Below are 15735 nucleotides of genomic sequence, written 5' to 3'. Positions count from 1 at the left end.
CGTTCACATGCGGCTTCTTACGCTCGAACTTTTCCTTGGACATGGCTCAAACCTCGAAAAATCTGTCTCTTGAAATGATCTGGACGGAACGTCAGGCCTTCTTCATGACCTGCTCGGCGATGTTGTTCGGCGCCTCGGCGTAGTGATCGAACTCCATCGTGAACGTGGCGCGCCCCTGCGTCATCGAGCGCAGCGAGGTCGCGTAGCCGAACATCTCGCCAAGCGGGACCATCGCGTTGATCACCTTGCCCGACGGGCTGTCGTCCGAGCCCTGCAGCACGCCGCGCCGGCGGCTGATGTCGCCCATGACGTCGCCCATGTAATCCTCGGGCGTCACCACCTCGACCTTCATGATCGGCTCGAGCAGCACCGGATTGGCCTTGCCGAAGCCTTCCTTGAAGCCCATCGAGCCGGCGATCTTGAACGCCATTTCGCTGGAGTCGACCTCGTGGTACGAGCCGTCGACCAGGCGCACCTTGACGTCGACCACCGGGAACCCGGCCAGCACGCCGTTCTGCACCGCCTCCTGGATGCCCTTGTCGACCGCCGGGATGTACTCCTTCGGCACCACGCCGCCAACGATCGCGTTCTCGAACACGTAGCCGGAACCGCGTTCCAGCGGCTCGATCTCCAGCACGACGTGGCCGTACTGGCCCTTGCCGCCGGACTGGCGCACGAACTTGCCTTCCTGGCGCACCGGCTTGCGGATCGTCTCGCGGTAGGCCACCTGCGGCTTGCCGACATTGGCCTCGACGTTGAACTCGCGCTTCATGCGGTCAACGATGATCTCGAGGTGCAGCTCGCCCATGCCGGAGATGATGGTCTGGCCGGACTCCTCGTCGGTGCGCACGCGGAACGACGGGTCCTCCTGCGCAAGGCGCGACAGGGCCAGGCCCATCTTCTCTTGGTCCGACTTGGTCTTCGGCTCGACCGCCATCGCGATCACCGGATCCGGGAACGTCATGCGCTCGAGCGTGATCACGTGATCCGCGGCGCACAGCGTGTCGCCGGTGGTGACGTCCTTCAGGCCGACCGCGGCGGCGATGTCGCCCGCGCGCACTTCCTTGATCTCGTCGCGCTGGTTGGCGTGCATCTGCAGCAGGCGGCCGATGCGCTCCTTCTTCGACTTGACCGGGTTGTACACGGTGTCGCCCGAGTTCAGCACGCCGGAGTAGACGCGGAAGAACGTCAGCGAACCGACGAACGGGTCGGTCATGATCTTGAACGCCAGCGCCGAGAACGGCTGGTCGTCGCCCGCCTTGCGGAAGGCTTCCTTCTCGTTCTCGTCGACGCCCTTGACCGGCGGACGGTCGGACGGCGCCGGCAGGTAGCGGATCACCGCGTCCAGCATCGCCTGCACGCCCTTGTTCTTGAAGGCCGTGCCGCAGAACACCGGAATCAGCGAGTTGGACAGCGTGCCGGCGCGGATGCCGGCGATGATGTCGGCCTCGGAGAGGTCGCCCTCCTCGAGGTACTTGTTCATCAGCTCTTCCGACGTCTCGGCCGCCGACTCGACCATGAATTCGCGCGCCTTCTTGGCCTTCTCGGCCAGATTGGCGGGAATGTCGCGGTACTCGAACTTGGTGCCCTGGGATTCCATGTCCCAGATGATCGCCTTCATCTTGACCAGGTCGACCACGCCCTCGAAGTTGTCCTCGGCGCCGATCGGCACCTGCATCGGCACCGGATGCGCGCCCAGGCGCGACTTCAACTGACCGACCACCTTGTCGAAGTCGGCGCCGGTGCGGTCCATCTTGTTGACGAACGCGAGGCGCGGCACGCCGTACTTGTTGGCCTGGCGCCAGACGGTCTCGGACTGCGGCTGCACGCCGCCCACCGCGCACAGCACGAACACGGCGCCATCGAGCACGCGCAGCGAACGCTCCACCTCGATGGTGAAGTCGACGTGCCCCGGCGTGTCGATGATGTTGAAGCGGTGCTCCGGGAAGGACATGTCCATGCCCTTCCAGAAGCACGTCGTCGCCGCCGACGTGATGGTGATGCCGCGCTCCTGCTCCTGCTCCATCCAGTCCATGGTGGCGGCACCCTCATGCACCTCGCCAATCTTGTGATTGACGCCGGTGTAGAAAAGGATGCGCTCCGTGGTCGTGGTCTTGCCGGCATCGATGTGCGCCATGATGCCGAAGTTGCGGTAGCGCTCGAGGGGGGTGGTACGAGCCACGTCAATCAATCCTTACCAACGGTAATGCGAGAAGGCCTTGTTGGCCTCGGCCATGCGATGCGTCTCTTCGCGCTTCTTGACCGCACCGCCGCGGTTCTCCGACGCATCCAGCAGCTCCGCGGCCAGCTTGCGCGGCATCGAGTTCTCGCCGCGCTTGCGCGCCGAGTCGATCAGCCAGCGCATCGCCAGCGCCGAACGGCGGCTCGCGCGGACTTCCACCGGCACCTGGTAGGTGGCGCCGCCGACACGGCGGGACTTCACCTCGACCGCCGGGGCGACGTTGTCCAGCGCCTTCTGCACCAGCTGCAGCGGCTCGGCATGCTTCTCGGCGAGATGGTCCAGCGCGCCGTACACGATCTGCTCGGCGATCGACTTCTTGCCGGACTTCATCACCATGTTGATGAAGCGCGCGATCATCTGGCTGCCGTGCTTGGGATCCGGCAGCGTCACGCGGGCGGGATGCGAACCTTTACGCGACATGAGAGGTGTCCTTCTCGCTTAACCCTTCGGGCGCTTGGCGCCGTACTTCGAACGCGCCTGGCGGCGCTTGGTGACGCCGGCGCAGTCGAGGCTGCCGCGCACCGTGTGATAGCGGACGCCCGGCAGATCCTTGACGCGGCCGCCGCGGATCAGCACCACCGAGTGTTCCTGCAGATTGTGGCCTTCGCCGCCGATGTAACTGATCACCTCGTAGCCGTTGGTCAGGCGCACCTTGGCGACCTTGCGCAGGGCCGAGTTCGGCTTCTTCGGCGTGGTGGTGTACACGCGCGTGCAGACGCCGCGGCGCTGCGGGCAATTCTGGAGAGCAGGCGAAGCGCTCTTGTAGCTCTTCGGACTGCGGGGTTTACGCACAAGCTGGTTGATCGTCGCCATGCTCGGATAGCCCTAGGAAACACGAAGGCAGGCCGGACAAAACCGGCCCGCCGAGAAGCGAGAATTTAACACGTACGGGCAAAAAGCCGCAAGCGCGGCGCTTTACCGACGCGGCTTCCATGCACCCGAACACGAGGCGCTTCCGTGCGCCTCATTTCGTTGTATTGGGTCGAGCGGTTCCGGGGCTCAGTCGCCGCCTTCTTCCGCGACCGGCGCTTCGGCGAATACCGTCGCGGAGGCGCCCGTCAGGGTTTCCATCTCGGAGGGGGTGAGCCCGCCCTGGCCGCGCCGACGCTGCGCGTGGTAGGCCAGACCGGTGCCCGCCGGGATCAGACGGCCGACAATAACATTTTCCTTCAGGCCCCGCAAGGTGTCGCGGGTGCCGCGCACCGCCGCCTCGGTCAGCACGCGGGTGGTTTCCTGGAAGGAAGCCGCGGAAATGAACGACTCGGTGGCCAGCGAGGCCTTGGTGATGCCGAGCAGCACCGGCTGGAACTCGGCCGGCCGCTCGTTGCGGGCCTCGAGCCTGCGGTTCTCCTCGATCACGCGCACGCGGTCCACCTGCTCGCCGCGCAGGAAGCGGCTGTCGCCCGGCTCGGTGATCTCCACCTTGCGCAGCATCTGCCGGATGATCGCCTCGATGTGCTTGTCGTTGATCTTCACGCCCTGCAGGCGGTAGACGTCCTGGATCTCCTTGACCAGATAGGCCGCCAGCTGCTCGACGCCGAGCAGGCGCAGGATGTCGTGCGGATTCGGCTCGCCGTCGACGATCGTCTCGCCCTTCTCCACGTGCTCGCCTTCGAACACGATCACGTGGCGCCACTTCGGGATCAGCTCCTCGTGCTCGTTGCCGTCGGCGTCCTTGATGATCAGGCGCTGCTTGCCCTTGGTGTCCTTGCCGAAGCTGACCACGCCGGAGCGCTCGGCCAGGATCGCCGGCTCCTTCGGCTTGCGCGCCTCGAACAGGTCGGCCACGCGCGGCAGGCCGCCGGTGATGTCGCGGGTCTTGGAGGTTTCCTGCGGGATGCGCGCGACCACGTCACCGACGCCCACCTCGGCGCCGTTCTGGATCGACACGATCGCGCCGGCCGGCAGGAAGTACTGCGCCGGCACGTCGGTGCCGGGCAGCTTGAGCTCCTTGCCCTTCTTGTCCTCCAGGCGGACCATCGGACGCAGATCCTTGGCCGCGGTGCCGCGGCGCTTCGGATCGGTGACCACCGCGCTCTCGAGGCCGGTCAGCTCGTCGGTCTGCGACTGCACGGTGACGCCGTCGATGAAGTCGATGAAGCGCACCACGCCCGCCACTTCCGAGACGATCGGATGGGTGTGCGGATCCCAGTTTGCCACCACCTGGCCGGCCTTGACCTGGGCGCCGTCCTTGACGGCGATGGTGGCGCCGTACGGCACCTTGTAGCGCTCGCGCTCGCGGCCGTGCGCGTCGAGCACCGACACTTCGCCGGAGCGCGATACCGCGACCAGGTGTCCCTGCGCGTGCTGCACGGTCTTCAGGTTGTTGAACTTCAGCGTGCCGGTGGTCTTCACCGTCACGTTGTCCACCGCGGCAGCGCGCGAGGCGGCGCCGCCGATGTGGAAGGTGCGCATGGTCAGCTGCGTGCCCGGCTCGCCGATCGACTGCGCGGCGATCACGCCCACCGCTTCGCCGATGTTGACCAGGTGGCCGCGCGCCAGGTCGCGGCCGTAGCAGCGCGCGCAGACGCCGAAGCGGGCATCGCAGGTGATCGGCGAGCGCACCTTCACCGACTGCACGCCGGCCCTGTCCAGCTTCTCCACCAGGTGCTCGTCGAGGCGCGTGTTGCGGGTGACGATCGGCTCGTCGTCGTTGCCCGGCGCGTACACGTCCTCGGCCACCACGCGGCCGAGCACGCGGTCGCGCAGCGGCTCGACCACGTCGCCACCTTCGACGATCGGCGTCATGGTCAGGCCTTCGTGCGTGCCGCAGTCCTCCTCGGTGATCACCACGTCCTGCGCCACGTCCACCAGGCGGCGGGTCAGGTAACCCGAGTTCGCCGTCTTCAGCGCGGTGTCGGCCAGACCCTTGCGCGCGCCGTGGGTGGAGATGAAGTACTGCAGCACGTCGAGGCCTTCGCGGAAGTTGGCCTTGATCGGCGTCTCGATGATCGAGCCGTCCGGCTTGGCCATCAGGCCGCGCATGCCGGCGAGCTGACGGATCTGCGCGGCGGAACCACGCGCGCCGGAGTCGGCCATGATGTAGATCGAGTTCATCGACTTCTGCTCGACCACCTTGCCGTCCGGCCCCTTCACCTTCTCGATGCCGATGCCCTCGATCATCGCCTTGGCGACGACCTCGTTGGTGCGCGACCAGATGTCGACGACCTTGTTGTAGCGCTCGCCGGCGGTGACCAGGCCCGACTGGAATTGCTCCTGGATCTCGCGCACCTCGGCTTCGGCTTCCTCGAGGATCTTGCGCTTCTCGTCCGGGATGCGCATGTCGTCGATGCCGATCGAGATGCCGGCGCGGGTGGCGAAGCGGAAGCCGGTGTACATCAGCTTGTCCGCGAACACCACGGTGTCCTTCAGGCCGAGCTTGCGGTAGCAGGCGTTGATCAGGCGCGAGATCGCCTTCTTGGTGAGCTCGGTGTTGATCAGCGCGAACGGCATGCCCTCCGGCAGGATCTCCGCCAGCAGGGCGCGGCCGACCGTGGTCTCGACCAGCGAGACCTTCTCGGTGCGCTTGCCGTCGATGCCGACCTCGACCTCGCGGATGCGCGCCTTGATCTTGGCGTGCAGCTCGACCGCGCGGTTGTCGTAGGCGCGGCGCACCTCGGCGATGTTGGCGAACACCATGCCCTCGCCCTTGGCGCCGATCAGCGCGCGGGTCATGTAGTACAGGCCCAGCACGACGTCCTGGGTCGGCACGATGATCGGCTCGCCGTTGGCCGGGCTGAGGATGTTGTTCGAGGACATCATCAGCGCGCGCGCCTCGATCTGCGCCTCCAGCGACAGCGGCACGTGCACGGCCATCTGGTCGCCGTCGAAGTCGGCGTTGAACGCGGTGCAGACCAGCGGGTGCAGCTGGATCGCCTTGCCCTCGATCAGCACCGGCTCGAACGCCTGGATGCCGAGGCGGTGCAGGGTCGGCGCGCGGTTCAGCAGCACCGGATGCTCGCGGATCACTTCCTCGAGAATGTCCCAGACCTCGCCTTCCTCGCGCTCGACCAGCTTCTTCGCCGCCTTGATCGTGGTGGCGAGGCCGCGGCGCTGCAGCTTGGAGAAGATGAACGGCTTGAACAGCTCCAGCGCCATCTTCTTCGGCAGGCCGCACTGGTGCAGCTTCAGCGTCGGGCCGACCACGATCACCGAACGGCCGGAGTAGTCGACGCGCTTGCCGAGCAGGTTCTGGCGGAAGCGGCCCTGCTTGCCCTTGATCATGTCCGCCAGCGACTTCAGCGGACGCTTGTTGGTGCCGGTGATGGCGCGGCCGCGGCGGCCGTTGTCCATCAACGCGTCCACCGATTCCTGCAGCATGCGCTTCTCGTTGCGCACGATGATGTCGGGCGCGTTCAGCTCGAGCAGGCGCTTCAGGCGGTTGTTGCGGTTGATGACGCGGCGGTACAGGTCGTTCAGGTCGGAGGTCGCGAAGCGGCCGCCGTCCAGCGGCACCAGCGGACGCAGGTCCGGCGGCAGCACCGGCAGCACGGTCAGCACCATCCACTCCGGACGGTTGCCGGAATCGATGAACGCCTCGACCAGCTTGATACGCTTGGTCAGCCGCTTCAGCTTGGTCTCGGAGTTGGTGGAGGCGATCTCCTCCTTCAGGCGCACCATTTCGGCGTTGAGGTCGAGACTCTTCAGCAGCTCGTAGACCGCCTCGGCGCCCATGCGCGCGTCGAACTCGTCGCCGTGCTCCTCGACCGCCTCGAGGTACTGGTCCTCGGTCAGCAGCTGGCCGCGCTCGAGCGGGGTCAGGCCGGCGTCGACCACGACGTAGGCTTCGAAGTACAGGATGCGCTCGATGTCGCGCAGGGTCATGTCGAGCATCAGGCCGATGCGCGACGGCAGCGACTTCAGGAACCAGATGTGCGCGACCGGGCTGGCCAGCTCGATGTGGCCCATGCGCTCGCGGCGCACCTTGGCCAGCGTCACCTCGGTGCCGCACTTCTCGCAGACCACGCCGCGGTGCTTCATGCGCTTGTACTTGCCGCACAGGCACTCGTAGTCCTTGATCGGACCGAAGATGGCCGCGCAGAACAGGCCGTCGCGTTCCGGCTTGAACGTGCGGTAGTTGATCGTCTCCGGTTTCTTCACCTCGCCGAACGACCACGAACGGATCAGGTCCGGCGACGCAAGGCCGATGCGGATCGAATCGAAATCCAGCGGCTGGCGCTGCTGGTTGAACAGGTTGAGCAGGTCTTTCATTTCTCAGTCTCCCGCGTCCGCACCGGTCACTTGGACTCTTCCAGCTCGATGTCGATGGCCAACGAGCGGATCTCCTTGACCAGCACGTTGAACGACTCGGGCATGCCCGCAGCCATCTCGTGGTTGCCGTCGACGATGTTCTTGTACATCTGGTTGCGGCCCTGCACGTCGTCCGACTTGACGGTGAGCATTTCCTGCAGCGTGTACGCCGCGCCGTAGGCTTCCAGCGCCCACACCTCCATTTCGCCGAAGCGCTGGCCGCCGAACTGCGCCTTGCCGCCCAGCGGCTGCTGGGTGACCAGCGAGTACGGGCCGGTGGAGCGCGCGTGCATCTTGTCGTCGACCAGGTGATTCAGCTTCAGCATGTGCATGTAGCCGACCGTGACCGGGCGGTCGAACGCCTCGCCGGTGCGGCCGTCGTACAGCGTGGTCTGGCCGCTCTCCGGCAGGCCGGCAAGCTTCAGCATCGCCTTGATCTCTTCCTCGTGCGCGCCGTCGAACACCGGCGTCGCCATCGGCACGCCGTCCTGCAGGTTGCGCGCGAGGTCGAGAATCTCCTGGTCGCTGAGCGACTTCAGGTTGACGCGCTGGCCGAACGTGGCCTTGTCGTGGTTGTAGATCTGATCGAGGAACTCGCGGACCTTCGCCGCCTTCTCGTTGGCCTCGAGCATGCCCTTGATCTTGAAGCCGAGCCCCTTCGCGGCCCAGCCGAGGTGGGTTTCGAGGATCTGGCCGATGTTCATGCGCGAAGGCACGCCGAGCGGGTTCAGCACGATGTCGACCGGTCGGCCGTCCGCGGAGAACGGCATGTCCTCGACCGGCACGATCATCGACACCACGCCCTTGTTGCCGTGGCGGCCGGCCATCTTGTCGCCCGGCTGGATGCGGCGCTTCACGGCCAGGTAGACCTTGACCATCTTCAGCACGCCCGGGGCGAGGTCGTCGCCCGCGGTGATCTTGGCCTGCTTCTCCTTGAAGCGCTTGTCGAACTCTTCCTTGTGGCGCTTGATCTGCTCGCCGGCGCGCTCGATGAACTCGGCGACGTCCTCGTCCTTGACGTTGATCTTGAACCACTCGTCCTTCTTCAGGCCGTCGAGGTAGGCGTCGGTGATCTCGGCGCCCTTCTTCAGGCCCTGCGGGCCGCTGTTGGCGGTCTTGCCCACCAGCTGCGCGCGCATGCGGTTGTAGATCGCCGCCTCGAGGATGCGGAACTGGTCGTCGAAGTCCTTGCGGATGCGCTTGATCTCCATCTCCTCGATCTGGCGCGCCCGCTTGTCCTTCTCGATGCCGTCGCGGGTGAACACGGTGACGTCGATCACCGTGCCGTCCATGCCCGGCGGCACGCGCAGCGAGCTGTCCTTCACGTCGGAGGCCTTCTCGCCGAAGATCGCGCGCAGCAGCTTCTCCTCGGGGGTGAGCTGCGACTCGCCCTTCGGCGTGACCTTGCCGACCAGGATGTCGCCGGCCTTGACCTCGGCGCCGATGTAGACGATGCCGGACTCGTCGAGACGCGACAGCGCCTGCTCGCCGACGTTCGGGATGTCGGCGGTGATCTCCTCGGGGCCGAGCTTGGTGTCGCGCGCGATGCAGGTCAGCTCCTCGATGTGGATCGAGGTGTAGCGGTCCTCCTGCACGACGCGCTCGGAGATCAGGATCGAGTCCTCGAAGTTGTAGCCGTTCCAGGGCATGAACGCGACCAGCATGTTCTGGCCGAGCGCCAGCTCGCCGAGGTCGGTGGAGGAGCCGTCCGCCAGCGTGTCGCCCTTCGCCACCACGTCGCCGACCTTCACCAGCGGGCGCTGGTTGAGGTTGGTGTTCTGGTTGGAGCGCGTGTACTTGGTCAGCGTGTAGATGTCGACGCCGGCGTCGTTGTCGCCGACCTCGTCCTCGTTCACGCGCACGACGATGCGGCCGGCGTCCACCTGGTCGATCACGCCGCCGCGGCGTGCGTTGACGGTAACGCCGGAGTCGCGCGCCACCGCGCGCTCGATGCCGGTACCGACCAGCGGCTTCTCGCTGCGCAGCGTCGGCACGGCCTGACGCTGCATGTTGGCGCCCATCAGCGCGCGGTTGGCGTCGTCGTGCTCGAGGAACGGCACCAGCGCCGCCGCCACCGACACGGTCTGCATCGGCGAGACGTCCATGTAGTGGATCTCGCCGGCCGGGCGCAGCTCGGACTCGCCGCGGAAGCGGCAGGCCACGAAGTCCTCGGCGAAGCTGCCGTCGGCCTTCAGCGGCGCGTTCGCCTGGGCAATCACGTACTCGCCTTCCTCGATCGCCGACAGGTAGTCGACCTCGTTGGTGACCTTGCCGTTGACCACCTTGCGGTACGGCGTCTCCAGGAAGCCGTACGGGTTGGTGCGCGCGTACACGGCCAGCGAGTTGATCAGGCCGATGTTCGGGCCTTCCGGGGTCTCGATGGTGCAGACGCGGCCGTAGTGGGTCGGATGCACGTCGCGCACCTCGAAGCCGGCGCGCTCGCGGGTCAGGCCGCCCGGGCCCAGCGCCGAGACGCGACGCTTGTGCGTCACCTCGGACAGCGGGTTGTTCTGGTCCATGAACTGGCTGAGCTGCGAGGAGCCGAAGAACTCCTTGATCGCGGCCGCCACCGGCTTGGCGTTGATCAGGTCCTGCGGACCGAGGTTGTCGGCCTCGGCCAGCGACAGGCGCTCCTTCACCGCGCGTTCGACGCGCACCAGGCCGATGCGGAACACGTTCTCCGCCATCTCGCCGACCGAACGCACGCGGCGGTTGCCGAGGTGGTCGATGTCGTCCACCGTGCCGGTGCCGTTGCGGATGTCGATCAGCACCTTCAGCACGTCGATCACGTCGGAAGTCCTGCCGAGCTGGGCGACCAGCTTCTCGGACTCCTCGTCCTTGCGCTCGCCGAAGTACTTCCAGTCGTACAGCACGCCCGGGCCGAGCACGTCCTTGCGGCCGACGCGGCGGTTGAACTTCATGCGGCCGACCGCGGACAGGTCGTAGCGCTCGAAGGTGAAGAACAGGTTGTAGAACAGGTTCTGCGCCGCTTCCTTGGTCGGCGGCTCGCCCGGGCGCATCATGCGGTAGATCTCGACCAGCGCCTCGAGCTGGGTCTTGGTCGGGTCGATGCGCAGGGTGTTGGAGATGTACGGGCCGCGGTCGAGGTCGTTGACGTACAGCGTCGGCACCGTCTCGACGCCGGCCTTGCGCAGCTTGGCCAGCGTCTCGAGGTCGATCTCGCTGTTGGCCGCGGCGATCAGCTCGCCGGTCTTGGTGTCGACCATGTCGCGGGCGAGGATGCGGCCGAGCAGGTAGTCGTCCGGCACCTCGAGGCGGGCGATCTTGGCCTGCTTCAACTGGCGCACGTGGCGCTGGGTGATGCGCTTGCCGGCCTCGACCACCACTTCGCCGTCGACCACCAGGTCGAAGTTGAGGGTCTCGCCGCGCAGGCGTTCGGCGACCAGGTCGAGGCTGGCGCCGCCCTTCTTGTCCAGGTTGAAGACGTTGTGCTCGAAGAACGTCTCGAGGATTTCCTCGTTGGTGTAGCCGAGCGCGCGCAGCAGGATCGTCACCGGCAACTTGCGGCGGCGGTCGATGCGGGTGAACAGCGCGTCCTTCGGATCGAACTCGAAGTCCAGCCACGAACCGCGGTAGGGAATGATGCGCGCGGAATACAGCAGCTTGCCCGAGGAGTGCGTCTTGCCCTTGTCGTGATCGAAGAACACGCCCGGCGAGCGGTGCAACTGCGAGACGATCACGCGCTCGGTGCCGTTGATGATGAAGGTGCCGGTCTCGGTCATGAGCGGCAGTTCGCCCATGTAGACCTCCTGCTCCTTCACCAGCTTGACCGCCTTCTTCGACGCCGGGCTGTCCTTGTCGTAGATCACCAGGCGCACGGTCACGCGCAGCGGCGCGCCGAAGGTCATGCCGCGCGAGCGGCACTCGCGCTCGTCGAACGGCGGCTCGCCGAGGCGATAGTCGACGTATTCGAGGGCGGCATTGCCGGAGTAGCTGACGATCGGGAACACCGATTTCAGCGCGGCGTGCAGACCCTTGTCCTCACGCTTGCCCGGCGCGACGTGCTCCTGCAGGAAGTCCTTGTAGGAGGCCGTCTGGATTTCCAGCAGATAGGGCACGTCCAGCACCGGCGGACGCTTGCCGAAATCCTTGCGGATGCGCTTCTTTTCGGTAAACGAGTAGGTCATGGTCGGGTACCGCCTCGGTCGTCATCGGTCGGCGCCGTCGCGCCGGCCTGGGGTGTGAATCGGGGAATGGGGCATCGAGGATCGGGAATCGCGGAGGCGCCTCGCGCGCCGCCCTCACGTTTCCCGATGCTCCATGCCCGACGCCCCTCCGTTGCAGCAGGGAAAGGCCGGGGACTCGCGTCCCCAGCCTTCCGTGTTCGCCGATCCAAGCGAGCGACGCAAAGCGCCGCTTACTTGAGCTCGACGGTGGCGCCGGCCGCCTCGAGGTCCTTCTTGAACTTGTCGGCGTCGGCCTTGGCCACGCCTTCCTTCACGGTCTGCGGCGCGCCCTCGACCAGGTCCTTGGCCTCCTTCAGGCCCAGGCCGGTGATCGCGCGCACCACCTTGATGACCTCGACCTTCTTCTCGCCCGCGGCCTTCAGCACCACGGTGAACTCGGTCTTCTCCTCCGCCGGGGCGGCGGCGCCGCCGGCGGCCGGCGCCGCGGCCACGGCCACCGGGGCCGCGGCGGACACGCCGAACTTCTCTTCCATCGCCTTCACCAGGTCCATCACCTCGACGAGGGACTTGCTGGCGATCGCTTCGATGATCTGCTCGTTGCTAAGGGACATGACTCTTTGACTCCTGGAATACGGCTAGTGACTCGTATGACGTTGACCGATGCGCGAATGCCGGGCCTCAGGCCGCCTGCTTCTGCTGGGCGACCGCGTTGGTGGCGCGCGCCAGCTGCGAAGCGGGCTCGGCCAGGACGCGGACCAGCATGGTGGCGGGCTGGACCAGCACGCTGAGCAGCATGCCGAGCGCCTGCTCGCGGGTCGGCAGCGAGGCCAGGACGTCGACGTGCGACGCCGGGTAGGCCTTGCCTCCGATCGCGACGAGCTTCGCCTTCAGCTGCTCGTTGGCCTTGGCGAACTCCTTGATCAACCGGCCGGCAGCGCCGGGATCTTCCGTCGAGAAGGCGTACACCAGCGGACCGGTGAGCTGGTCCTTGGTGCACTCGAACTCGGTGCCTTCGACGGCGCGGCGGACAAGCGTGTTCTTCGCGACCTTGAGGAACACGCCCGTCTCGCGCGCCTTCTTGCGCAGCTCGGTGAGCTGCTCGACGGTGAGACCGGCGTACTCGGCGGCGACCAGCGAGTGAGCCTTGGTGGCCACATTCGCCAGTTCGGCAACGACCTCTTTCTTTTGCGCAAGATTGAGCGCCATTGCTTCCTCCGAACCGGGGCGTCGGGCTCCTGCCCGCCGACCCAAAGCGATGACGGATCCTGGGGTTCCCTTGCGGATCCGCCGGCGTCCCGCGCCCCGAGGGGCCGGACGCCTTCACGTGGTGGCCGTTCCAGGAAAATCCTGTTACGGGCTGCACCATCTGCGCAGGCCGACGGCGTCGTTTAAGGCGGGGCTGCTCGCCGCGGACACGTCCTTCGCAACTGCGCTTCCGTGCCGTCCGCGTGCGCGCTTCCCGCGCCGCCTGCGGTCTTTGACGGCTCCCGCCCTCGCCTCGCGGCGGGGGCGGACGCCCTCAAAACCCTTCCGCGCCGGCCGCGGCCGGCGCGGGCGAAACCCTTACTGCTTGCCCAGCGACAGCGTCGACGGGTCCACGGCGATGCCGAGACCCATCGTGCTGGACACGTACACCTTCTGCAGGTACTGGCCCTTCGACGTCGACGGCTTCGCCTTCATCAGGTCGGCCAGCAGCGCGTTGAGGTTGTCCTTCAGCGCGGCCACGTCGAAGTTCACCTTGCCGATCGAGCAGTGCACGATGCCGGCCTTGTCGTTGCGGAACTTCACCTGGCCGGCCTTGGCGTTCTTCACCGCGTTGGCGACGTCGGCGGTGACCGAGCCGTCCTTCGGGTTCGGCATCAGGCCGCGCGGGCCGAGCAGCTGGCCGAGTTTGCCGACCACGCGCATGGCGTCCGGCGTGGCGATCACGCGGCCGAAGCTCAGGTCGCCGGCCTGCATCTTCTCGGCCAGGTCCTCCATGCCCACGGCGTCGGCGCCGGCCGCCTTGGCGGCCTCGGCCTTCTCGCCCGGCGGGCAGAACACCGCCACGCGCACCGTCTTGCCGGTACCGTGCGGCAGCAGCGTGGAACCGCGCACGCCCTGGTCCGACTTCTTGGCGTCGATGCCCAGGCGCACGGCCACGTCGACCGACTCGACGAACTTGGTCTTCGAGTGATCCTTGAGAATCTTCAGGGCGTCATCGACCGGATACAGCTTGCCCGGCTCCACGAGCCCCTGCATCGCCTTGAAACGCTTGCTGATCTTCGCCATGGCTCAGCCCTCCACCACCAGGCCCATGCTGCGCGCGCTGCCGGCGATGGTGCGCACGGCCGCGTCCATGTCCGCCGCGGTCAGGTCGGGCTGCTTCGCCTTGGCGATGTCCTCGAGCTGCTTGCGGGTGACCTTGCCGACCTTCTCGGTGTTCGGACGGCTGGAGCCCTTCTGCACGCCGGTGGCCTTCTTCAGCAACACCGTGGCGGGCGGGGTCTTGGTGATGAACGTGAAGGAACGGTCGGAGTAGGCGGTGATGATCACCGGGATCGGCAGACCCGGTTCCATCTTCTGCGTGGCGGCGTTGAACGCCTTGCAGAACTCCATGATGTTCAGGCCGCGCTGACCCAGCGCCGGACCGACCGGCGGACTCGGGTTGGCCTGACCGGCCTTCACCTGCAACTTGATGTAGCCGACGACTTTCTTTGCCATTGTCTTTGCTCCCGGAGTTCATGCGTCTGCACGCCTTGCGGCTGCGGGACTCCTCCGTTGGTTGGACTCGCGGCAGGGAGTGGGGAGCAGGGGTGAAAAGCGGCGACCGCTCTCCGCGCCCTGCGCCCTGCTCCCTGCCCCACCCTCAGGCCTTCTCCACCTGGCCGAACTCGAGCTCGACCGGCGTGGAACGCCCGAAAATCAGCACCGCCACGCGCAGGCGGTTCTTCTCGTAGTTCACTTCCTCGACGACGCCGTTGAAGTCGTTGAACGGGCCGTCGATCACGCGCACCATCTCGCCCGGCTCGAACAGCACCTTCGGTCGCGGCTTGTCGACGCCCTCCTGCACGCGTTGCAGGATCGCGTCGGCCTCGCTGTCCTTGATCGGCAGCGGGCGATCGGCGGTGCCGCCGATGAAGCCCATCACCTTGGGCGTTTCCTTGATCAGGTGCCAGCATTCGTCGTCGATGCGCGGCGCCTTGCCCTCGCCCGAGGTCTCGATCTGCACCAGCACGTAGCCGGGGAAGAACTTGCGCTCGCTGCGGCGCTTCTGCCCGCCGCGCATCTCGATCACTTCCTCGGTGGGCACCAGCACCTCGCCGAACTTCGCCTCCATGCCGGCGCGCGCGATGCGGTCCTTCAGCGAGCGCGCGACCTGATGCTCGAAGCCGGAGTAGGCGTGGACCACGTACCAGCGCTTGGTCATGCCGCTCTCCTCACTTGCCGATCTTCAGCAGGTGGTCGAGCACCACCCACTTCAGGATCACGTCGATCAGGCCGAGCAGCAGGCTCAGCACCACCACCACGGCGATGATCACCAGCGTGGTCTTCAGCGTCTCGTCGCGGGTCGGCCACACCACCTTGCGCAGCTCGAACTGCGACTCGGAGAGGAAGTGGCGGGCGGCGCGGCCGGGCGCGGTGAACGCGGCCAGCGCGCCCGCGGCCGCGATCGCCGCCAGCAGGCCGAGCACGCGCAGCGCCTGCGCGGCGTTCGCGAAGTAGTAGAAGCCGGCGATGCCGGCCGCCAGCACGACCAAGGCGAGCGCCAGCTTGCCGATGTCGGCCCCGCCGAGGCCCGTTGCCTGTTCCGCTTTTGCGTTCATGGTTTCCGTGTCTGCCGCCGCGGGTCCGCGCGCACTGCGCGGCGGCGCCTCGCGATCGTCCTCGCTGCGGTCAAGTGGCACGCCAGGAGGGACTCGAACCCCCAACCTGCGGTTTTGGAGACCGCTGCTCTGCCAATTGAGCTACTGGCGTACCGAACCTGCCCGGACAAACGGCAAAGGCGGATCGCCCGATCCGCCCGCCGCGCGAGCCTGCGGCGCGGCCATCGCCGCGCCTGCAGACCTTTCGTTACTTGATGATCTTGGCGACGACGCCGGCGCCGACCGTGCG

General features: G+C 66.8%; 11 protein-coding genes and 1 tRNA gene. All 12 read right to left on the bottom strand.

The features are described from left to right. Positions 1-91 precede the first annotated feature (91 nt). Positions 92-2182: an elongation factor G gene (gene fusA, locus MBSD_RS05035; protein ID WP_062535666.1), complete on the bottom strand. Its 2091-nt coding sequence runs from the start codon at positions 2180-2182 to the stop codon at positions 92-94. A 12-nt stretch (positions 2183-2194) separates the two neighbouring features. Beyond that, complete coding sequence (rpsG, locus tag MBSD_RS05030) at positions 2195-2662, bottom strand: 30S ribosomal protein S7 (RefSeq protein WP_062535664.1); 468 nt, start codon at positions 2660-2662, stop codon at positions 2195-2197. A gap of 18 nt (positions 2663-2680) precedes the next feature. After that, the gene (gene rpsL / locus MBSD_RS05025; RefSeq protein ID WP_062535663.1) at positions 2681-3055 is read right to left on the bottom strand and encodes a 30S ribosomal protein S12; all 375 of its coding nucleotides are present in this window, start codon (positions 3053-3055) and stop codon (positions 2681-2683) included. 186 nt (positions 3056-3241) lie between these two features. Beyond that, the gene (rpoC, locus tag MBSD_RS05020) at positions 3242-7453 is read right to left on the bottom strand and encodes a DNA-directed RNA polymerase subunit beta' (RefSeq protein WP_062535661.1); all 4212 of its coding nucleotides are present in this window, start codon (positions 7451-7453) and stop codon (positions 3242-3244) included. A 26-nt stretch (positions 7454-7479) separates the two neighbouring features. After that, the gene (rpoB, locus tag MBSD_RS05015) at positions 7480-11640 is read right to left on the bottom strand and encodes a DNA-directed RNA polymerase subunit beta (protein WP_062535659.1); all 4161 of its coding nucleotides are present in this window, start codon (positions 11638-11640) and stop codon (positions 7480-7482) included. Positions 11641-11870: 230 nt separating this feature from the next. Beyond that, positions 11871-12251, bottom strand: coding sequence for a 50S ribosomal protein L7/L12 (gene rplL, locus MBSD_RS05010; RefSeq protein ID WP_062535658.1), 381 nt, complete (start codon positions 12249-12251; stop codon positions 11871-11873). 67 nt (positions 12252-12318) lie between these two features. After that, positions 12319-12846, bottom strand: a complete 528-nt coding sequence (rplJ, locus tag MBSD_RS05005) for a 50S ribosomal protein L10 (RefSeq protein WP_062535657.1) — start codon at positions 12844-12846, stop codon at positions 12319-12321. A gap of 357 nt (positions 12847-13203) precedes the next feature. Then, complete coding sequence (gene rplA / locus MBSD_RS05000; RefSeq protein ID WP_062535655.1) at positions 13204-13911, bottom strand: 50S ribosomal protein L1; 708 nt, start codon at positions 13909-13911, stop codon at positions 13204-13206. A gap of 3 nt (positions 13912-13914) precedes the next feature. After that, positions 13915-14343 carry a 50S ribosomal protein L11 gene (rplK, locus tag MBSD_RS04995; RefSeq protein ID WP_062535653.1) on the bottom strand — a complete coding sequence of 143 codons (429 nt, stop codon included), beginning with the start codon at positions 14341-14343 and terminating at the stop codon, positions 13915-13917. Between the two features lie 145 nt (positions 14344-14488). Further along, on the bottom strand, positions 14489-15049 hold the full coding sequence (gene nusG, locus MBSD_RS04990; protein ID WP_062535651.1) for a transcription termination/antitermination protein NusG: 561 nt from the start codon (positions 15047-15049) through the stop codon (positions 14489-14491). 10 nt (positions 15050-15059) lie between these two features. After that, on the bottom strand, positions 15060-15446 hold the full coding sequence (secE, locus tag MBSD_RS04985; protein ID WP_062535649.1) for a preprotein translocase subunit SecE: 387 nt from the start codon (positions 15444-15446) through the stop codon (positions 15060-15062). Positions 15447-15521: 75 nt separating this feature from the next. Further along, a tRNA-Trp gene (locus MBSD_RS04980) sits at positions 15522-15597 on the bottom strand. Positions 15598-15735: the final 138 nt, after the last annotated feature.

The organism is Mizugakiibacter sediminis (genome assembly GCF_000953855.2).
In the GTDB taxonomy this organism is placed as follows: Bacteria; Pseudomonadota; Gammaproteobacteria; order Xanthomonadales; family Rhodanobacteraceae; genus Mizugakiibacter; species Mizugakiibacter sediminis.
The sequence above is the reverse complement of the archived record's forward strand: the minus strand, read 5'-3'. Positions and strand labels throughout refer to the sequence as shown.